16 protein-coding genes are annotated in these 19534 nt (G+C 68.1%); 8 read left to right on the forward strand and 8 right to left on the reverse strand.

Annotation, left to right across the window (positions count from 1 at the left end; translation table 11 throughout):
• The first annotated feature begins 22 nt into the window (after positions 1–22).
• From FHY09_RS09030 to bfr, 3 genes are all read left to right on the forward strand, one after another.
• Positions 23–643, forward strand: a complete 621-nt coding sequence (locus FHY09_RS09030; RefSeq protein ID WP_166926295.1) for an RNA pyrophosphohydrolase — start codon at positions 23–25, stop codon at positions 641–643.
• Between the two features lie 132 nt (positions 644–775).
• On the forward strand, positions 776–982 hold the full coding sequence (locus tag FHY09_RS09035) for a (2Fe-2S)-binding protein (protein WP_166926595.1): 207 nt from the start codon (positions 776–778) through the stop codon (positions 980–982).
• Between the two features lie 124 nt (positions 983–1106).
• Positions 1107–1577 carry a bacterioferritin gene (bfr, locus tag FHY09_RS09040; RefSeq protein ID WP_166926297.1) on the forward strand — a complete coding sequence of 157 codons (471 nt, stop codon included), beginning with the start codon at positions 1107–1109 and terminating at the stop codon, positions 1575–1577.
• A 52-nt stretch (positions 1578–1629) separates the two neighbouring features.
• Here bfr and FHY09_RS09045 read toward each other — a convergent pair whose 3' ends face one another.
• Entirely contained in the window at positions 1630–3492 is a 1863-nt protein-coding gene (locus FHY09_RS09045) for an EAL domain-containing response regulator (protein WP_166926299.1), read from the reverse strand.
• A gap of 30 nt (positions 3493–3522) precedes the next feature.
• Positions 3523–4146: a DUF4126 domain-containing protein gene (locus FHY09_RS09050; RefSeq protein ID WP_166926301.1), complete on the reverse strand. Its 624-nt coding sequence runs from the start codon at positions 4144–4146 to the stop codon at positions 3523–3525.
• A 218-nt stretch (positions 4147–4364) separates the two neighbouring features.
• On the opposite strand from FHY09_RS09050, the gene FHY09_RS09055 reads away from it, so the two are divergent.
• From FHY09_RS09055 to ampE, 5 genes are all read left to right on the forward strand, one after another.
• The gene (locus FHY09_RS09055) at positions 4365–5108 is read left to right on the forward strand and encodes a DUF6776 family protein (protein ID WP_166926303.1); all 744 of its coding nucleotides are present in this window, start codon (positions 4365–4367) and stop codon (positions 5106–5108) included.
• Between the two features lie 5 nt (positions 5109–5113).
• The gene (locus tag FHY09_RS09060; RefSeq protein WP_166926305.1) at positions 5114–5614 is read left to right on the forward strand and encodes a polymer-forming cytoskeletal protein; all 501 of its coding nucleotides are present in this window, start codon (positions 5114–5116) and stop codon (positions 5612–5614) included.
• Between the two features lie 31 nt (positions 5615–5645).
• On the forward strand, positions 5646–6035 hold the full coding sequence (erpA, locus tag FHY09_RS09065; RefSeq protein WP_166926307.1) for an iron-sulfur cluster insertion protein ErpA: 390 nt from the start codon (positions 5646–5648) through the stop codon (positions 6033–6035).
• 73 nt (positions 6036–6108) lie between these two features.
• Positions 6109–7014, forward strand: a complete 906-nt coding sequence (nudC, locus tag FHY09_RS09070) for an NAD(+) diphosphatase (RefSeq protein ID WP_166926309.1) — start codon at positions 6109–6111, stop codon at positions 7012–7014.
• Positions 7015–7075: 61 nt separating this feature from the next.
• Positions 7076–7963 carry a regulatory signaling modulator protein AmpE gene (gene ampE, locus FHY09_RS09075; RefSeq protein ID WP_166926311.1) on the forward strand — a complete coding sequence of 296 codons (888 nt, stop codon included), beginning with the start codon at positions 7076–7078 and terminating at the stop codon, positions 7961–7963.
• Positions 7964–7976: 13 nt separating this feature from the next.
• On the opposite strand, the gene FHY09_RS09080 is transcribed toward ampE, so the two are convergent.
• From FHY09_RS09080 to FHY09_RS09105, 6 genes are all read right to left on the reverse strand, one after another.
• On the reverse strand, positions 7977–8396 hold the full coding sequence (locus FHY09_RS09080) for a DUF2752 domain-containing protein (RefSeq protein WP_166926313.1): 420 nt from the start codon (positions 8394–8396) through the stop codon (positions 7977–7979).
• Positions 8396–8755, reverse strand: coding sequence for a CD225/dispanin family protein (locus tag FHY09_RS09085; RefSeq protein WP_166926315.1), 360 nt, complete (start codon positions 8753–8755; stop codon positions 8396–8398). The genes FHY09_RS09080 and FHY09_RS09085 overlap by 1 nt, the downstream gene beginning before the upstream one ends.
• A gap of 108 nt (positions 8756–8863) precedes the next feature.
• Positions 8864–10750, reverse strand: a complete 1887-nt coding sequence (locus FHY09_RS09090) for an MFS transporter (RefSeq protein ID WP_166926317.1) — start codon at positions 10748–10750, stop codon at positions 8864–8866.
• 67 nt (positions 10751–10817) lie between these two features.
• A complete protein-coding gene (gene yccS, locus FHY09_RS09095) occupies positions 10818–12998 on the reverse strand; it encodes a YccS family putative transporter (protein WP_166926319.1) in 2181 nt (726 codons plus the stop codon).
• A 66-nt stretch (positions 12999–13064) separates the two neighbouring features.
• Positions 13065–16196: an efflux RND transporter permease subunit gene (locus FHY09_RS09100; RefSeq protein WP_166926321.1), complete on the reverse strand. Its 3132-nt coding sequence runs from the start codon at positions 16194–16196 to the stop codon at positions 13065–13067.
• 31 nt (positions 16197–16227) lie between these two features.
• Positions 16228–19473, reverse strand: coding sequence for an efflux RND transporter permease subunit (locus FHY09_RS09105; RefSeq protein WP_166926324.1), 3246 nt, complete (start codon positions 19471–19473; stop codon positions 16228–16230).
• Between the last annotated feature and the right edge of the window lie 61 nt (positions 19474–19534).

Consider the following 19534-nt stretch of genomic DNA (forward strand, 5'->3'; position numbering starts at 1 on the left):
TAGATTTTTAGGAGTCCGCATCGTGATCGATCCGGACGGCTATCGACCGAACGTAGGTATCGTGCTCATGCGACCCGACGGTCAGGTGTTCTGGGCACGCCGCGTGCGCCGGGACGGCTGGCAGTTCCCGCAGGGGGGCATGAACACCGATGAGACGCCGGTCGAGGCCATGTATCGCGAACTGCATGAAGAGACGGGCCTGCTGCCCGAGCACGTTGAAGTGCTCGGGGCGACGCCCGGTTGGCTGCGTTACAAGCTGCCGGCACGGGCCATCCGCCGCAACGAACGCCAGGTCTGCATCGGCCAGAAGCAGGTGTGGTTCCTGCTGCGGCTGACCGGTGATGAGTCGCACGTGCGGCTTGACCATACCGAGACGCCCGAGTTCGACCACTGGCGCTGGGTGGACTTCTGGTATCCCGTCGAGCACGTGGTGATGTTCAAGCGGGGCGTCTATGCGCGTGCGCTGCGCCATCTCGCGCCCATGGCGCGCGGTGTGGCCGGACCGGGCGTGGCGGCGATGCCAAGCACGGCCCAGGAAGCCTGGATGCCCGGCCATGCCGCCGGGCATGACCGGCCACGCAAACGCACTCGCACGGGTGGCTACTGGCCGAAGAAGAGCGGCAAGGACCCGACCGGGACGTAGCGCCCGCGGCTGGGTCCGGTGAGGGTTCCATGAATCTTTCCGAGAATGGTTCAGGTTCTTGTTTGACAACCATTCTCGTTTGACGTGGAATAGCGGCAGGCCAAACCGGGCCTGCCAGCGACCTTGCCCACCGTGTACGTCTGCATCTGCAATGGAGTCACCGATCACCAGATCCGTCAGGCGGCCGTTGAAGGCTGCGCGACGGTCAGCGAGCTGACGATGCGCACCGGCTGCGGGTCCACGTGTGGCTCGTGCCTGGACATGGCGGCCGACCTGCTGGTCAAGGCGCGCGAGACGCAGGCGCTGCCGCTCCCCGTTCTGGGCCTGCGCGCGGCCTGAGCGCCGCAGTGCCTGTCTGCCACCCGGCGCAGGCCAGCGCGCAACTGAGCACGATTCGCGTTCCTTCATCCCTGCGTGGAAGCCGTTACAGTGACGGCGTTTTCAGTGTGCAGGAGCACCCCCCATGAAAGGCGACGCCCAGGTCATCCAGTACCTCAACAAGGTCCTGTACAACGAGCTGACCGCGATCAACCAGTACTTCCTGCATGCCAAGATGCTCAAGAACTGGGGCATCAAGGAACTTGCAGAGCACGAGTACAAGGAATCGATCGATGAGATGAAGCACGCCGACTGGCTGTCCGATCGCATCCTGTTCCTCGAAGGCCTGCCGAACTTCCAGGCGCTGGGCAAGCTGCGCATCGGCGAGAATCCCACCGAGATCCTGCAGTGCGATCTGGCACTGGAGCGCGAGGGCGTGGTGCTGCTGCGCGAGGCCGTGGCGCACGCCGATTCGGTTGGCGATTACGTCAGCCGCCAGCTCTTCATCAAGATCCTGGATTCGGAGGAAGAGCACATCGACTGGCTGGAAACCCAGCTGGAACTGATCGAGCGCATCGGCGAGCCGAAGTACCTGCTGAGCAAGCTGGAAGACTGAGGGCTGCCAGGCGGCCGGCGCCCCATCGGCGCCGGGCCGGGTCCACGGTCGCTCAGAGCACCGTGTTGAGGAAGTCGAAGTCCAGCTGGTCGCCCACGGCCTGCACCATGTTGCCCTGGATGTAGTCCACGCCGCCCAGCCACATCGCGGCGGCCGCCTGCGGGTCTTCGATCTGCTGGCCGATGATCTGCAGCCGGGCCCGGCGGGCCTGTTCGATCGCACCACGCAGCGCGTCGCGGGTCTGCGGATCGCCGTGGTCGTGGGAGAAACGGCTGGCCATTCGGATGAACGAGAGCGGCAGCGTGGCCAGCAGCGTGTCGGCCTCCGCGCCCGGCTCGAACTGGCTGAGGCAGAAGCGCACGCCGGCCTGCCCGAGACGTGCCGCGCAATGCTGCAGCGATCCCGAGTGCAGCAGCGCATCGGGCAGGCGCACATCGATGACCAGCGCCGCCCCCGGCACATCGCGCTGCTGGAGTGCATCCAGCAGCCAGTCGGCGAAGACCTCGCGCGCCAGCGTGCGCAGCGAGAGGGAAACGAACAGGTGCAGTGGCGGCGTGGCGTGCCGGTAACGATCCAGCAGGCCCAGCGCATGATCGACGACCTGCTGGTCGAGATCGGCGATGCGGCCGGCCGCCTCGGCAGCGGGGATGACCTGCCCGGCCGTCAGCACCGTGCCGTCGGCCTGGCGCAGGCGCAGCAGCATCTGGTAATGCGCCGCGCCGCCACCGGCTACGGCAACGATCGGCTGGTACGCCAGTTCCACCTGGCCTGACAGCATCGCCAGCGATTCGTTGGCGTCGGCCTCCTCCTGCGGCACGAAGCCGGCCACACCCGCGCTGAGCAGCCGCGCCTGCAAGGCGGTGCGTTCGGCCGCCTCCAGCGCCGCTGCGGCGTCGGCGAAGCGCGGCGAGAGGCGAGCGAACCCGACGGTGCCGCGCAGATGCACCGGTTCTTCGTCGCGGATCATGCAGGCCCGCGCCGACAGCGCATCGCGCAGCGCATGCGCCATGGACGCCAGCGTTTCTTCATCGATCCCGTGGGCGAGCAGCAGGAAGCTGTTGTCGTTCAGGCGTGCAAGCAGATGCGGTGCACCAGCCTGTGCAAGGCGTTGTCCGGCCTGCATCATCAGCCGCTCGAACGCGGCGTGGCCATGCTGCTCGCGCAGGCCCAGCGCGCTGGCGATCTCGATGAAGAACAGGCCACCGGGACGGCCACTGGCCGCTGCTGCGTCCAGCTGCTGCAGCACATGCTGGCGCGTGGCCAGGCCGGTTTCCGGGTTGCTGCGCAGTGGCCCGGTCGCACGGCCATCGAAGCGGGCCTGCATGGCGCGCGCGCGGCGGATCCGGTTGGACACCGCCGCGATCAGGTGACGCGGCCGGATCGGCTTGCCAAGGTAGTCGTCAGCGCCGCTGTCGAGCGCCTCGAAGCGACGCTCCGGATCCGGGTCCGCACTGAGGAAGACGATCGGCAGCATTTCCATGCCCGGCTGTTCACGCAATTGTGCGGTCAGGCGCATGCCGTCCTGCCCCGGAAGGTGCAGGTCCATCAACAGCAGATCCGGCGCCAGCGTCTCGAGGGCGGCCGCCACGCTCTCGGCATCGCCGACGATGTCGGCCTGCATGCCGGCGCCGTGCAGCACGCTCTGCGCGAACAGCGCCTGCGTCCGGTCAGCCTCCACGACCAGTACGCGGTAGGGGGCGTCGCCGGCCACCGGCGCGCCGTTGGCGCGGCTGGCCGCTTCCGCGGCGGGGGTGGGCGCGGCCACCGGCACGACAGCGGCTCCGTGCACGTGTGCGGGCAGGGACGGCGGCGACGTCGTGACGGCCTCCGCGGTGGAAGCGGGCAGCCAGCGCTGCCAGAGGTCGGCGGGCGGGGTTTCCGCGCGCGCAGGGCGGACCGGGAGGGTGTCATTCACGGGTGGGCGCCGGATGCGGGGATGAGGGGATTATGCGGCAGGGTCCGGCCGCGACGCACGGCGCCGCGTGCCGCTGCCGCCGGCGAGCCAGCGCGCGCCCTTCCAGAGCGTCCGCCAGACCAGCCCGACGATGACCGCCCCGGCGAGGCTGCAGCCCAGCACGAGCCCCAGGGCGAGCCAGGGATGGGCCAGCGCCAGCGCCAGGCCGCCCACCACCACGGTGTCTTCGGCCACTGAGGCCGCCCAGTTGCTGGCAGGCTCCGGCGAGGTGTTGAGCAGTGCCCGCGTACCCGCTTTGAGTCCATGACTGGCCAGGGCCACACCGGCGCCGGCCAGCAGCGTGCCGGTGCCCAGGTCACCCTCCGGGGACAGCGTAGCGGCGGCGAGGAAGGCGCCGGCGGGAACACGGGCCAGTGTCTGCAGCAGGTCCCAGGCCGAATCCACGCCGGGAATCTTGTCAGCGAAGAACTCCGCCACGGCCAGCACTGCCGAGGTGCCCAGCACCCACCAGGATTCGGTGGCCTGCAAGGCCGGCGGCAGCTCGACCCAACCCAGCAGCCCGGCCAGGCCGACACCGAAGACCGTGAGGTAGACGCGGATGCCTGCCAGCCACGCGAGCAGGATGCCGATGACGAACAGGTGGGCTTCGGTCATGGAAAAATCCGGGAAAGCGGCAGCGGGACGGGTGCAGGCGCTCACTATCGGACAAGCTGCGACGCAACGCCACCGCCCGCGGTGCCAGTGTCCGTCTTTCCCGCTGCGCGCTTTCTGCCAGGTCCGGGTCACGTTCAGGGGCGTGAGGCTGTCGTGATTTACAATGGGCAGCGTTGAATTCGAGCAGACGCAGCAGTTGGCTGCCCCGGAGCCCTGACATGAACAGCCGTCCGCCCCAGCGCGTGCAGATCCGCCTTCCCGGGCACCCCTCGCGTGCGCCCGACCGGCGCGGCCTGATCGTGCTCGTGGTGGCCTGGCTGGTGACCCTGGTGCTGGCGGCACTGCTGGGTGCCTGGCTGTCACGGCCGGCCGGCGACGTCGGGCGCCAGCTGGCCGAGGCGGAGAAACTGGCGGCCACGGCGCAGCAGCAGCTGCTGGAAGTGCGCCAGCGCCAGGCGACGCTGGAAGCCTCCGATCGCATCAGCCGCGCCGCGAACACTGAAGTGCAGGCCTCGCTCAGCGAACGCGATGAGGAGATCGCCGCACTGCGCGCTGACGTGGCCTTCTATGAGCGCCTGGTAGGCGCCACCAGCCAGCGCAAGGGGCTCAACGCCCACTCCATCGAGTTTTCGCAGGAAGTCGCCGGCACCTGGCGCTACGCCGTGGTGCTGACCCAGAACCTCAACCGCGGCGCGATCAGCCAGGGGCAGATGCGCTTCACCGTGGAAGGGGTGAAAGGCGGCAAGCTCGCGACGGTAAGCTGGGACGAACTGCACCAGCGCACCAAGGTGCCCGGGCAGGAATATTCGTTCCGTTATTTCCAGCAGCTCAGCGGCAGCGTGATGCTGCCGGCTGGATTCACCCCGCAACGGGTGAAAGTGACATTGGGCAGTGGCACCGGGGGGGCCACGCAGGTATTCGACTGGAAACAGGCCGGCGCACCGGCCACCAACGGGGAGTAACGCACATGTTTGGCAGCAGCAAATCCAGCCGCGACGGGCAACTGGTCGTCGATGCCCTGATCGGCAACCAGGTCGTCATCCGCGGCGATGTGGAGTTCAGCGGCGGGCTCTATGTCGAGGGCCGCATCCTTGGCCGGGTGATCGCACAGGAGGGCGCCGGCGGGGCCACCCTGACCCTGGCCGAGAACGGGGTCATCGAGGGTGAGGTCAGTGCCCAGGTGGTGGTGATCAGTGGCCGGATGGAAGGGGACGTGCATGCCAGCGAACGCGTCGAACTGGCGGCCAGTGCCCGCGTGAACGGCAACGTGCACTACCAGGTGGTGGAGATGAGCGCCGGTGCGCAGTTGAATGGCCGCCTGATCCATGCCAGCAGTCCGATGGCCGCGCTGCCGTCGCCCGACGCCAGCCGCGAGACGGGCGTCGGCCATGACGGCCTGGCGATGCTGGAGAACGATGGCAAGCCGAGCACGGCCGCACGCCGCAAGCTCGCCGAGGCGATGGGTTGAAAGCGCACGACGCGGGCCCCATGCTGAAGCCATGACTACGCTCGTTTCCCTGCCCGGCGCCCCTGCGGCTGCCCCGGATTACCAGTCCCTGGACCGTCCGCTGAACTTCACTGCCGCCGCCGCGGCGAAGGTGAAGGAGCTGATCCAGGATGAGGGCAACGCCGACCTGGCGCTGCGTGTCTATATCGAAGGCGGCGGCTGCTCCGGCTTCCAGTATGGCTTCGAGTTCGATGAGAACCGTGCGGAGGATGATCTGGCCGTGGCGACCAACGGGGTCACGCTGCTGGTGGATCCGCTCAGCCTGCAGTACCTGATGGGCGCCGAGGTGGATTACACCGAGAGCCTCACCGGTGCGCAGTTCGTGATCCGCAATCCGAACGCGAAGACCACCTGCGGCTGTGGCAGCAGTTTCAGCATGTGATCCGGTCGCCGCGGGTGGCGCACGCCACGCGCGGTGACTTGCCAGCCCCGGCGGATGCGGGCAGGCTTGCGCCATGTCGACTCTTTCCCTGCCGCTGTCCGGTTACGCCTTCGTCGGTGAACCGCTCGAGCGCGCCGATCTGCTGCGCCGCGATGCCGACGCGCTCGCCCGTCTCTGGCCTGCGGCCCGCATTCTGGTGCTGGCACAGGACGGTACCGCCTTCACCGACGATGACGACCAGCCCATCGCATTGCACGGGGCCGAGCTGGGCGGTGGCCCTGGCGCGGCCATCTTCCTGGGCCTGCGCGGTGAGCAGGCCTGGTTTTCCGTGGAGGCCACCACGGTCCCGGTGAGCGCGCCCAAGCGCATCGACCTGCGGCAGGCTGCGCTGGTCTGGCCGGTGCGCGAGGCCACGGCGTTCGCTTACGCGCGTGGCATGTCGTACTGGCACTCGCGCAACCGTTTCTGCGGCGTTTGTGGCGGGGCGGTGAGCTTCGAGCGCGCCGGCTTCGTGGGCCGCTGCCAGCAGTGTGCGACCGAACATTTCCCGCGCGTGGACCCGGCGATCATCGTGGCGGTGGAAAACCGCGGCCGGCTGTTGCTCGGCCGGCAATCGAGCTGGGCGCCGCGCCGCTACTCGGTGCTGGCCGGCTTCGTGGAGCCTGGCGAGTCGCTGGAGCAGACGCTGGTGCGCGAGGTGTACGAAGAAGCCCAGGTGCGCGTGACGGCCTGCCAGTACCTCGGCACGCAGCCGTGGCCGTTCCCGGGCGCGCTGATGATCGGTTTCAGCGCCCAGGCCGAAGACGGTGAGCCGTGCGTGGATGGCGAGCTGGAAGATGCCCGCTGGTTCAGCGTGGACGAGGTGGGCGCCGCACTGGCACGTGATGTCCACGATGACGGGGAAGGCATCCGCCTGTCGCCGCCGGTCTCCATTTCACGCAGCCTCATCGAACACTGGTACCGCCGGCAGCCGCACTGATGCACGGTGAAGCCGATGCACGCATGACGCCGCTACTGTCCTCCCGCCAGGAGCTCCGCTGATGTTCACTACCCTGGTTGCCGTGCTGATCGCCTTGGCCCTGGGCCATGTCGCGCCCGCGTTTGCGGCATCGGTACGCCGTTTTGCCGGCTTCCGGCGCTGGCTGGCATGGCTGGACGCGCGGGGCGGTGCGGCGTGGCGCAGTCCGCTCGGCGTGGCCTTGGCGGTGCTGCCGGGGATGCTGCTGATGGGCGTGCTGGCGATGGCCCTGCATGACACGCTGCTTGGCCTGCCCTCGTTGCTGCTGGGCGTGGCGGTGCTGGCGTGGTGCTGGGGCCCGCGCGACCTGGACCGGGACGTGGAAGCGGTCATCGATGCCGAGGATCCTGCAGCGCGCCAGGTCGCGCTGATGCACCTGCAGGCCGCCGGCGGCAGCCTGCGCGAGGATGTACCGTCGCTGGTCGAGGCGACTGTGCTCAACGCGCTGCGGCGCTGGTTCGCGGTGCTGTTCTGGTTCCTGCTGCTGGGCCCGGCGGGTGCGCTGGGCTATCGGCTGCTGGCGCTGATGGCCGCAAGCCCGATGCGCTCGCTGGTGCCCTCCGACCCCCTGCAGGCGGCGCAGCGCGTGCTGGTCTGGGTGGAGTGGCCAGTGGCCCAGCTGATGGCGCTGGCAATGGCGCTGGTTGGCAATTTCGATACGGCGTGGAAAGCGTGGCGGCATGCGCACGGTGAGCGCTGGATGGCCGGCATCGCGTTCCTGGGTGCGGTCGCGCGTGCCAGCGTGAGCGCCGAGCTGCGCGACGAAGCGCAGGACTACACCGAGGCCGGGTTGCTGCCGGTGTGGCAGCGCCTGCCCGAGCTGCGCGATGCGATGAGCCTGGTCTGGCGGATGCTGCTGCTGTGGTTGGCGGTCCTGGCGCTGCTGGTGATCGGTGGCTGGGCCACCTGAGCCCTGCGACGGCTCAGCCCGGGGCCAGCCAGGCGAAGGGCGGCCAGGGCAGGTTGCGACCGACCCAGAACACCGGCAGAAGGGTCAGCCAGAAGGCGGGGCGCTGCAGCAGCGCAACCATTGGCGCCACTGCACGCGGACGCCAGCCGAGGGCCCACGTGGCCAGCAGCGGCAGGACGGCCAGCAGGCCCACCACCAGCGGATTCATCGCCAGCGCGGTGGACAGGTCGGCGTGCACGAGTGCGTGCAGGCAGCGGGTGATGCCGCAGCCGACGCAGTAGAAACCGGTCAACGCATGGAACGGGCAGGCGGGAAACGGACTGTCGCTGCTGTTGGGATCAAACGTGCGCAGCAGCCAGACGCCGCCTCCGACGGCCACGGCCGCCGGAGGAAGCAGGGCCCACGCCCATCGCGGGAGGTGGGCCACGGACATCAGCGGTTGGCTTCGATCTGCTGCTGGAACTGTTCCATCTGCTGCATGTAGCCGTCCACGCCGAGGGTGGCCAGCGAGACCACGAACACCACGATGCCCAGGATCAGCAGGCCGGTGGTGACCCATGCCCAGGTCCTGGCGTTTCTGGATGCGCGGCGCGCGCCTTCCAGATCGCCCTGGCTCAGCAGGGTGTTGACCTTGGTGCCGAACACGATCGCCACGATGCCGGTGATGATGCCGGCGAAGCTGACGCATGACATGCAGCAGACGAAGAACGCCAGGATGGTGACGATGATCGACCACACCAGGTGGTTGGGAACGGTTCCAGAGGCGGGCGGAAGTGGGGCGGTGGTGCTCATGTGGGCGTCCATTCAGAGAGAGAAAGCGGCGTCATCATGGCAAGGCGCGCCGCTTGCGTCCATCAATGGCGCAGTCGGCATGCCTGGTGCCGACGCCTGCCTCGCGCCTCAGGCCTGGTCGCCCCGCAGATCGCGCACCTGCTGCTCCAGGGACTTGGCGGTGACGGTGCTGCCTGCCACCGGCGCGGCGGCCACCACCTCCACCCCGGCGCGGAACCGGCGCGGCACGCGCATGCGGCCCAGGCGCGTATCGCGCCGGCTCCACATGCTGGCCCACATGCCCCGCAGAGCCAGCGGCACCACGGGTACCGGGCGCCGCTCCAGGATCTTCTCCACGCCGCTCTTGAAGGCGGCCATGCTGCCATCGCGGGTCAGTGCGCCTTCCGGGAAAATGCACACCAGCTGGCCGTCCGCGAGAGCAGCGTCCACCTCGTCGAACGCGCGCTGCATCAACGCCGGGTCCTCCTTCGCGCCGGCGATAGGGATGGCCTTGGCCGTGCGGAAGATCCAGCTCATCACCGGAATGTTGAAGATCCGGTAGTACATGACGAAGCGGACCGGCCGCGGGATGCTGGCCGAAAGGATCAGCGCATCCATGTAGCTGACGTGGTTGCAGACCAGCAGGGCGGGGCTTTCATCCGGCACGTGCGCCTCGATGCCCTGCGGCCGCAGCCGGTAGAGCGTTCGCACCATCAGCCAGCTGAGGAAGCGCATCAGGAACTCGGGCACGATCGTGAAGATGTAGATCGCCACCACGGCGTTGGCGATGGCCAGGGCGAGGAACAGCTGCGGAATGGTCATGCCCGCCGCGTGGGCGGCCAGCCCCACCCCGGCCGCAGCGACGATGAAGCCGGAGTTCTGGATGTTCAGCGCGGCGAACACGCGTGACATCCGGGCTTTCGGCGTGCGGCTCTGGATGAGCGCGAACAGGGGCACGACGAAGAAGCCGGTGAACAGGCCGATGCCGAGCAGGTCGATGATGATGCGCGTGCTGCCCGGCTGTTGGACGAACTGCGCGATGCCCAGTTCCCGGGCAGTGGCGACTCCGGCCCGGGCGAAATACAGGTCGAGCAGGAACGCGGTCATGCCGAACGCACCGAGCGGCACCAGGCCGATTTCCACGGTGCGCCCGGAGAGTTTCTCGCACAGCATCGAGCCGGCGCCGGTGCCGATGGAGAACAGCGCGAGCACGAACAGGTACAGCGTGGGTTCGCCGCCGAGGTTGATGATGGCGTAGCTGGGCAGCTGCGAGGTCAGGACGGTGCCGACGAACCAGAACCAGGACACGCCCAGGATGGCATTGCGCACTGCCAGCTGCTCGCGTGCCATGCGCAGCACGGCGAGTGATTCGGGCAGCGGATTCCAGTTGATCTTCAGGTCGGGCGCGCCGGCATCGACCTTCGGGATCATGCGCGCCACGAGATTGCCGCACACGGCCAGCGCGATCACCGCCGTGGCCGCGACCACCGGGCCCTGCGCGGCGGCGAGCGTGAAGATCAGCCCGCCGGCGATCATGCCGCTGAGGATGGACATGGCCGTGCCCATCTCCACCAGTCCGTTGCCACCGGTGAGCTCTTCGGGCTTCAACACCGACGGCAGCACCGAATACTTCACCGGGCCGAACAGGGTCGATTGCAGGCCCGTGCAGAACAAGGCGACGAGCAGCACCGGCAGGCTCTCGGTGAGGAAGCCGACGGCGGCCAGTGACATGATCACGATCTCCATGGTGGTGGTGATCACGATGAGCCGGGATTTCTCCAGTTTGTCCGCGATCTGGCCAGCCAGGGCGGAAAACAGGAAGTAGGGCAGGATGAAGATGGCCGGTGCCAGCGTGGTGTACAGCGAACGTTCGTCGTCGGACACGCCGAGGTAGAACAGCAGGCCGATGATGGCCTGGCGGTAGACGTTGTCATTGAAGGCGCCAAGTGCCTGCACGATGAAGAACGGCAGGAAACGGCGCTGGCGGAGCAGGGCGAACTGACTGTGGCCGGACATGGGAACTCCTTGGGTCCGGCGCAGCCTAGCATGGGCTCCGGTGGGCTCCGGCGCCGGGGATGCGGGCTCAGCGGTCGGCCGGCTTCAACGCCTCGTTTGCCGCGGCGCGCAGCCTGGGCAGCAGCCGCAGTGCCAGGGCCATCTGTGTGCGGATCAACTGCAGCTTCGGCGGCATCGTTTCATCGAACTGCTCCAGCTGCTCGGCCATCGCACGGTCGGCCTCCTTGTCCTCCTCGGTTACCGGACTACGCTGATCGAGCGTGCCGGCGAGCTGGTCAAGCGCGTGCCGGACCCGTTCGCCGGCCTGGAGCGCCAGCGGATCCTGCGCGAAGCTGTCCACCTGGTCGCGGTGGGCGCCCAATGCCGAAAGATGGCCGAGCAGGGTGTTGGACAAGGCCAGGAAACGGAAGCCGGCATCCAGGTTGCGGCGCACGTGGCCGGGCTCGCGCAGCATGTTGGAGAGCGCCGTGGAGAGCGCGGCGTCGGCGTTGTGCATGTCACGCCGTGCGATGCGGTACGCCAGGTCATCGCGCATGCCGCTGCGGTACTGCCCCAGCACGGCCTCCAGGTAGCGCGCTGCGGAGGCCAGCACCCGCGCGAGGACCTTGTGCAGCTGCCGACCCTGCCATTCGGGCAGGATCAGGAAGGCTGCCGCGGCGGCGATCGCGCAGCCCAGCAGGGTGTCCACCATGCGCGGCACGATGAGCACGAATCCATCGCCGATCAGGTTGAAGCAGGTCAGCGCCATCACCGTGATCGCACCGGAGGCCACCAGGTAGCGGTCGGTGCGGGTGAAGAAGAACAGCAGCGCCGAGAGCAGGGCGATCAGCAGCTGCGAATGCAGGTCCTGGAACAGCTGCAGCAGCGCCCACGTCAGCAGCAGGCCCGCCAGCGTACCGGTGATGCGCTGGGCCAGGCGCTGGCGGGTGGCCCCGAAACTGGGGCGGCATACGAACACGATGGTGAGCAGCACCCACGAACCGTTCTGGAATTCGAACAGGGAAATGGCCGCAAAACCCACCACAAGGGCGATGGCCATGCGCAGCCCGTGGCGGAACAGCACCGACCCGGTGCTCAGCTGCTGGCGCACGCGCACGAACATCTCGCGCAGCGTGTGCGGATCGTTGTCGCGCAGGCGGGTATCGACGTTGTCCAGCGTGGCGTCGGATTTCTCGGCATCGAGCAGGCGCCGTCCAATGCTCTGCAGGTTGTGGACGAGCAGGTCCAGCGAGGCCAGCAGCCTGCGCCACTGCGGGCGCTGCTGGGCGCGCAGGAAGGCCAGGGAGTCGGCCAGATCGCGCGCGGCCTGCTGGTTGCCGTCGCCATACACGAACGCGCTGCGCACGCGGATGGCCTCGCCGAGCCGGGCGCAGGCCTGTCCCTGCAGATCCAGCAGGCGCTGGCAGCGGTACAGCACGTCGCTGTGGAAGAAGGCTTCCACCAGCTCGCCGTAGGGGTAGTGCGAGGAGCTGGCACGCTCATGGAAATCCTGCGCGGTGTAGTACAGCCGCAGGTACAGGCCGGAGTTCACCGCCGGCCGGCCGGAGCGGCCGAAACGGGCGAGGATCGCGGTCTTGGCGATGTTCAGTGCTTCCACCACGCGCCGGTTCTGCTCGGCCAGCGCGAGCTGGCGCCGTTGCAGGTCGGCTTCGCGGACCGGTTCGAACAGCGCGGCCTTGAGCTGCAGATAGCGGCCCAGCTCCACGTACAGGCGGGCCACCCGCTCGCGCACGGGACGGTTGGCGAACAGCGCCGTCCACAGGATCGAGAGCAGGCCGTACCAGGCCGCACCGGCCAGCAGATGGCTGACCGCCGCGATCGCCGCCGGCAGGTCACGCGCACCATGCTGTTCCAGGCCGATCATCGTGTAGATGGCCAGGGTGACCGTAGCCTGGGCGATGGAGGCATAGCGTTCGCCAAGGCCGCCGAGCAGGGTCAGGCCGAAGGTCGAAAGCGCCAGCGCCGCGATGAACAGCCAGGGCCACGGGAACAGCCACACCACGGCGGCGGCGGCAATGCAGAAGCACAGCAGCGACAGCACCACGGCCTTGGTGCGGCCCCAGGCGTTGTCATCGGTCTCGGCAATGGCGCTGGCGATGATGCCGAGGAACACGCCCGGCAGGGCCGGCAGCGCCTGGAAATGCCAGCACACCGCCATCGCCGTGGCCAGGGCGATGAACACCCGCAGGCCATAACTGGCCTTCTCATGCGCCCACAGGCGGCTCAGACGGGATTCCGGGGCGGGCATGCGGACTCGAGAGCGGAAGCAGCGCCCATTATCACGGCCCCTGCGTGAAAAGGGGCACCTGCCGGCTCAGCGGCCGGCGGTCCGCCGCAGCAGCCTGCGCTGCTTCTTCTCCAGCCGCCGCTGGTGGCGGTTGCGCCAGCGATCGGAGAGGCAGGAGAAGATCACGTACAGCGCCGGGGTACTGAGCAGGGTCAGGCTCTGCGAGAACAGCAGGCCACCGATCATCGCGATGCCCAGCGGCCGGCGCAGCTCCGAGCCCTCGCCGATGCCGATGGCCAGCGGCACGGCGGCCAGGATCGCCACCATGCTGGTCATCATGATCGGTCGGAAGCGCACGATGCTCGCCTCGCGCGCAGCCTCCAGCGCGCTGCGGCCGTGCTCGCGCCTGGCCACCACGGCGAAGTCGATCATCATGATCGCGTTCTTCTTGACGATGCCGATCAGCAGCACCAGCGCGATCATCGAAATCACCGACAGCTCGGTGTTCGTGCCGTACAGGGCCAGCAGCGCGCCGACGCCGGCCGCCGGCAGCGTGGAGAGGATGGTCACCGGATGGATCAGGCTCTCGTAGAGGATGCCCAGCACCAGGTACACGGTCATGATCGCGGCCAGCACCAGCACCAGCATTTCCATCGGGTCCGAATCGAAGCCGAACCCGCCATCCTCGGCGAGCCGGATGTCGCCCGGCATGCGCATGCCGTCCACCGTGCGCGCGATGATTTCCTTGGCCTCGCCCATGCTGGTGCCCGGCGCCAGGTTGTAGCTGAGCTCCATCGTGGTGTACTGGTTTTCATGCGTGATCTGCGAAGGCGCCAGCCCCGGCACCTGCTCGGCCACCGCGGTGAGCGGGATCATCTCGCCATTGCCCGCGCGGACATACACCTCGTCCAGCGCACCCGGCGTGGCGGTCTGTTCCGGCAGCGCGTTGACCACCACGCTGTACTGGTTGATGTCCGAATAGATGGTCGAGATCTGCCGCTGGCCGAAGGCGCCGTACAGCGCACCATCGATGGCGCCCACGGAGACGCCCAGGCGCGCCGCCTTGGCCCGGTCGATCACGATGTTCTGCCGCAGCCCGGCACTGTCCACATCGGTGCCGACGTCGGCCAGCTTTGGATTCTTCTTCAGCGCGGCCTGGAGCCTGGGCAGCCATTCCTGCAGGGCGGCCAGATCGTTGCCCTGCAGCGAGACGCGGTACTGCGCACCCTGGCTGGCACCGCCGCCATCGTTGCTGGGCAGGTCCTGGATGGCGCGCAGCCGCAGCTGCAGATCGGGATAGCGGTCGGCCTTGGCACTCAGGCGCGCCAGCGCCTGCGCGGTGGTCTCGCGGCGGCCGTCGCTGCGCGCCTTGAGCTCCACGTTGAACTGTGCGCTTGAGCCCTGGCGGCCGCTGCCCAGGCGCACGCCGACGGTCTTCACCGCCGGGTCGGCCATCAGCATGTCGGTGATGCGACGCTGCCGGTTGACCATGTCCTCGAAGGACACCGTGGCACTGGAGTTCGCACGGCCCCAGATCAGCCCGGTGTCCTGCGGCGGGAATGCCCCTTTCTTGACCGCGCCGAACAGGAAGATCGTCACCCCGATCAGCACCAGCGGCGTCAGTGACAGCAGCAGCGCGTGCCGCAGCGAGAAGTCGAGCAGCTTCACGTAGATGCGCAGCATCCGGTCATGCCCGGCATCGAGCCAGCGCCCGAAGCGCGTCGGTCCGCCCGCGTCCGCATGCGGGCTGAGGAAGCGGCTGCACAGGGCCGGGGTGAGCGTGAGCGAGATGATCATCGATACCACGATCGCCGCCACCAGGGTCACGGTGAACTCGCGGAAGAACGCGCCCATGATGCCCTTGGCGAACAGCAGCGGAATGAACACCGCCACCAGCGAGGCGGTGATCGAGACGATGGTGAAGCCGATCTCCCGCGCGCCGGTGAAGGCGGCCTGCAGCCGCGGCATGCCCTCGTCGAGGTGGCGCATGATGTTCTCGATCACCACGATCGCATCGTCGACGACGAAACCGATCGCGATCACCAGCGCCAGCAGGCTCAGGTTGTTGAGGGTGAAGCCGAGGGCGTACATCACCAGCGCCGCGCCGGCCAGTGACAGCGGCACCGTGACCGCTGCGATCAGCGTGGGGGCCAGCCGGCGCAGGAACAGCGCCATGGTCAGCACCACCATCGCCAGGGCGATCAGCAGGGTGATCTGCACTTCATGCAGCGAGCCGCGGATGGTCGGTGTGCGGTCGAAATACGGCGTCATCGTGGTGCCGGGCTGCAGGTAACCGCGCAGCGTGGGGATCTGCGCCTTGACCCGGTCCACGGTCTCCACGATGTTCGCCCCCGCCCGGGTGAACACATACATCACCACCGCAGGCTTGTGGTTGAACCATGCGGCCTGGTAGGCGTCCTGCTGGCCGTCGTAGACGTTGGCGATGTCCTGCAGGCGGATGATGCGCCCGTCCGCCTCGGTCTTGATGACCAGGTTGGCGAAGTCGGCGGCCTTGGCAACCGCATCGTTGGCGATGATGGCGGTGGTGCTGTTGCCGTCGGTCAGGAAGCCGGTGGGCGAGGTCACGTTGGCCGCGCGCACGGCGTTGCGCAGATCGTCGGCGGTCAGGCCGAGGGCGTTCATCAGCCGCAGGTTCACGTCCACCCGCACCGCCGGGGTGGAGGCGCCGGCGATATCCACCGAGGACACCCCGCCGATCTGCCGGATGCGCTGCGCCAGCAGCGAGTCGGCGACGTTGTAGAGATCGTCCGCCGACTGCGTTTCAGACGTCAGCGCGATCGCGATCACCGGATCGTCGTTGGGGTTGGCCTTGGAGAACATCGGCGAGCCGAGTCCGGCGGGCAGGTCTGCCTGCGCGGAGTTGATCGCCGTCTGCACGTCGAGCGCGGCCGAATCGATGTCACGGTCGCTCTGGAAGATCATGAAGACCAGCGAGCTGCCTTCGGAGCTGGACGAGCGCATGCGGTCGATGCCCGGCAGCTGGCCCAGGTGGCGCTCCAGTGGGGCGGTGACCGTGGAGGCCATCGTGGTGGCATCGGCACCGGCCTGGTTGGCGTGCACGAAGATCACCGGAATCTGGATGTTCGGCAGCGCCGAGACACCCAGTTTCAGGTAGCAGATCAGGCCGACGATGAACAGGCCGATGGCCAGCAGCGCGGTACCGATCGGGCGGCGGATGAAGGGGCCGGACAGGCTCATGCCGGAAGCGCTCCACGCAGGATTGCGATGCTCACGCCTGCGGCTCCCGGGCCGGGGCCGGGTGCCCGTCGCGGCTGAGCGCGCGCTGCTCGCGGCGGCGCGCCAGGCGCTCGGAGAAGCGCTCCATGTACAGGTAGATCACCGGCGTGGTGTACAGCGTGACCAGCTGTGAAAGCAGCAGGCCGCCGACGATCGCGATGCCCAGTGGACGGCGCAGTTCCGAGCCGATGCCGGTGCCGAGCGCCAGGGGCAGCGCACCGAGCATCGCCGCCGCGGTGGTCATCATGATCGGTCGGAAGCGCAGCAGGCAGGCGCGACGGATCGCTTCGTGCGCATTGGCGCCGGTGCGGCGCGCCTCGATGGCGAAGTCCACCATCATGATGCTGTTCTTCTTGACGATGCCGATCAGCAGCACGATGCCCACGATGCCATCCACCGACAGGCTCAGCCCGCTGAGCATCAGCGCCAGCAACGCGCCGACCCCGGCCGGCGGCAGGGTGGAGATGATCGTGATGGGGTGGATGTAGCTTTCGTACAGCACGCCCAGCACGATGTAGATCACTACCAGCGAGGCCAGCAGCAACCACACCACGTCGGTCTGGCTGCCGGTGAACTCGGCGGCCTTGCCGATGAACTGCGCATGCACCTGCGAGGGCAGCTTGAGTTCCTCCTGGGTCTGCTGGATCGCGCGCACCGCCTCGGACAGCGAATAGCCGCTGGCCACGTTGAAGGAGATCGTCACCGCCGGCAGCTGCTGCTGGTGGCTGACCACCAGCGGGGTGCTGGCAACCTTCGCTTCGGCCAGCGCGGACAGCGGAATGATGCCGCCGGCACCGACGGTGATGCCGGTGTTCTGCGCGCCGATACCGGTGGCCGTGGACGAGTTGGACGAGGTCACCTGGCCGAAGCTGGTGGCGTTGGTGCCGGTCAGTGCGCCGGTGCCGTTGGACGCGACCGCCAGTTGTTCCATCAGCGCGGTGCTGGTGCGGAACGCCGGCGCCACTTCCAGCACCACGCGGTACTGGTTCAATTCGGTGAAGATGGTGGAGATCTGGCGCTGGCCGAACGCATCGTAGAGCGTGTCGTCGATGGTCTGCATCGGGACGCCCAGCACGCTGGCCTTGTCACGGTCGATGGTGAGCTCGAGCGCGCGGCCCTGGTTGGACAGGTTGTTGTCCACGTCGGCCAGCTCGGGACGCTTGCGCAGCGCTTCGGTCATGCGCGTGGCATGGTCGCCGACTTCGGTGGCATCCACGTCGGACAGCACGAACTGGTATTCGGTCGCCGCCACGCGCGTGTCCAGGGTGACGTCCTGCACCGGCTTGAGGTACAGCGCGACGCCGGGGATGGCCGCCACCGCCGCCTGCAGCCGCGGCAGGATCACATCCAGCCCATCGCGCTCCCCGCGTTCTTTCAGGACGATCGAAAGCTGGCCCTGGTTGAGCGTGGGATTCATGCTGCCGGCACCGATGAACGCCGAAACCCCGGTCACCGCCGGATCCTGGCGCAGCGCCTCGGCCACCGCCTTGGTGCGCTGCTCCATCTGCGGGAACGCCACGTTCTGGTCGGCCTGGACCACGGCGGTGATCAGCCCGGTGTCCTGGTCGGGCAGCAGGCCCTTGGGTATCAGGATGTACAGCACCACGGTCAGCACCAGCGCCGCGCCGGCGACGGCCACGGTCAGCGGCTGGTGCGCCAGCACCCAGTCCAGGCTGCGTTCGTACAGGCCGACCGTGCGCGACCACAGGTTCTGCTTGCCGGCGGCCGCTGCACGCTCATGCGCATCATCGCCCTCGGGCAGCTCATCCGGCTTGAGCAGGTAGGCGCACATCATCGGCGTCAGCGTCAGCGAGATCAGCATCGAGAGCGTGACCGCAATACTCAGCACCCAGGCGAACTCATGGAACAATCGCCCGGTGACGCCCGGCATCAGCAGCAGCGGCAGGAACACCGCCACCAGGGAAACGGTCAGCGAGAGCACGGTGAAGCCGATCTGGCGCGCACCGATCTCCGCCGCCTCCTTGCCACTCTTGCCCTGCTCGATGTAACGCACGATGTTCTCGATCATCACGATCGCATCGTCGACCACGAAGCCGGTAGCCACCACCAGGGCCATCAGCGAGAGGTTGTCCAGTGACATGCCGGCGAAGGCCATCACCGCGAATGTGCCGGCCAGCGACAGCGGCACCGCGACGGACGGAATGATGGTCGCCCACAGGCGCCGCAGGAACAGGAAAATCACCGCCACCACCAGGCCGATGGTGAGGATCAGCGTGAACTGCACTTCGTGCACCGAGGCACGGATGGTTTCGGTACGGTCGGAGAAGATCTCCAGGTGCACGTCGGCGGGCAGCACGCCCTGCAGCTGCGGCAGCAGCGCACGTACGCGCTCGACCGTCTGCACGATGTTGGCGCCGGGCTGGCGGCGCACTTCCAGCAGCACGGCCGGCTTGCCATCGGCCCAGGCGGCGAGCTGGTCGTTCTCCACGCCATCGACCACGCTGGCCACGTCGGACAGCCGCACCGGCGCGTTGTTGCGGTAGCTGATGATGGTGTCGCGGTATTCGGCGGCGCTGGTCAGCTGGTCGTTGGTGCCGATGCTGTAGGACTGCGTCCTGCCGTTGAGTGAGCCCTTGGGCGCACTGACATTGGCCTGGGTCAGGGCGCTGCGCAGGTCTTCCAGGGTAAGCCCCATGTTCGACAGCTGCGCGGGATTGACCTGGATGCGCACGGCCGGGCGCACATTGCCGGCGATCGACACCAGGCCCACGCCCTGCACTTGCGACAGGCGCTGGGCGAGGATGGAGTCGGCGTAGTTGTTGACCTCGCGCAGCGGGCGCGTGTCTGAGGTGAGCTTGAGGGTGACGATGGCCGCGTCGGCCGGATTCACGCGGTTGTAGACCGGCTGGTACGGCAGCGACGAGGGCAGGGTGGCCTGCCGGATCGCCGCCTGCACGTCCTGCGCGGCGATGTCGATGTCCCGTTCCATCGAGAACTGCAGGATGATCGTGGACAGGCCCGCCGACGAATCGGAGGTCATCAGTTCCAGCCCGGAGATCTGCCCGAACTGGCGCTCCAGCGGGGTGGTCACCAGCGAGGCCATCGTGGTCGCGTTCGCCCCGGGATACTGCGTGGTCACCACCAGGCTGGGCGCATCGATTTCCGGCAGGGCCGAGACCGGCAGCTGGCGGTAACCGAGAATGCCGAGCAGCAGCAGGCCGGCCATCAGCAGCGAGGTGGCGATCGGGCGGCGGATGAAGATCGTCGAGAAACCCACGGGCAGATCCTTGCTGGAACTTCAATGGCGACGCCGGCGCAGGGCCGGCGTCGATGATCAC

It is taken from the genome of Xanthomonas sp. 60 (genome assembly GCF_011761925.1).

Excerpts from the sequence above, each read along its gene's own strand:
- ampE (WP_166926311.1), top strand. The coding sequence starts at position 7,076 with ATGTTCACTACCCTGGTTGCCGTGCTGATCGCCTTGGCCCTGGGCCAT.
- bfr (WP_166926297.1), top strand. The coding sequence starts at position 1,107 with ATGAAAGGCGACGCCCAGGTCATCCAGTACCTCAACAAGGTCCTGTAC.
- yccS (WP_166926319.1), bottom strand. The coding sequence starts at position 12,998 with ATGCCCGCCCCGGAATCCCGTCTGAGCCGCCTGTGGGCGCATGAGAAG.
- FHY09_RS09085 (WP_166926315.1), bottom strand. The coding sequence starts at position 8,755 with ATGAGCACCACCGCCCCACTTCCGCCCGCCTCTGGAACCGTTCCCAAC.
- FHY09_RS09080 (WP_166926313.1), bottom strand. The coding sequence starts at position 8,396 with ATGTCCGTGGCCCACCTCCCGCGATGGGCGTGGGCCCTGCTTCCTCCG.
- FHY09_RS09090 (WP_166926317.1), bottom strand. The coding sequence starts at position 10,750 with ATGTCCGGCCACAGTCAGTTCGCCCTGCTCCGCCAGCGCCGTTTCCTG.
- nudC (WP_166926309.1), top strand. The coding sequence starts at position 6,109 with ATGTCGACTCTTTCCCTGCCGCTGTCCGGTTACGCCTTCGTCGGTGAA.
- FHY09_RS09100 (WP_166926321.1), bottom strand. The coding sequence starts at position 16,196 with ATGAGCCTGTCCGGCCCCTTCATCCGCCGCCCGATCGGTACCGCGCTG.
- FHY09_RS09060 (WP_166926305.1), top strand. The coding sequence starts at position 5,114 with ATGTTTGGCAGCAGCAAATCCAGCCGCGACGGGCAACTGGTCGTCGAT.
- FHY09_RS09050 (WP_166926301.1), bottom strand. The coding sequence starts at position 4,146 with ATGACCGAAGCCCACCTGTTCGTCATCGGCATCCTGCTCGCGTGGCTG.
- FHY09_RS09055 (WP_166926303.1), top strand. The coding sequence starts at position 4,365 with ATGAACAGCCGTCCGCCCCAGCGCGTGCAGATCCGCCTTCCCGGGCAC.
- erpA (WP_166926307.1), top strand. The coding sequence starts at position 5,646 with ATGACTACGCTCGTTTCCCTGCCCGGCGCCCCTGCGGCTGCCCCGGAT.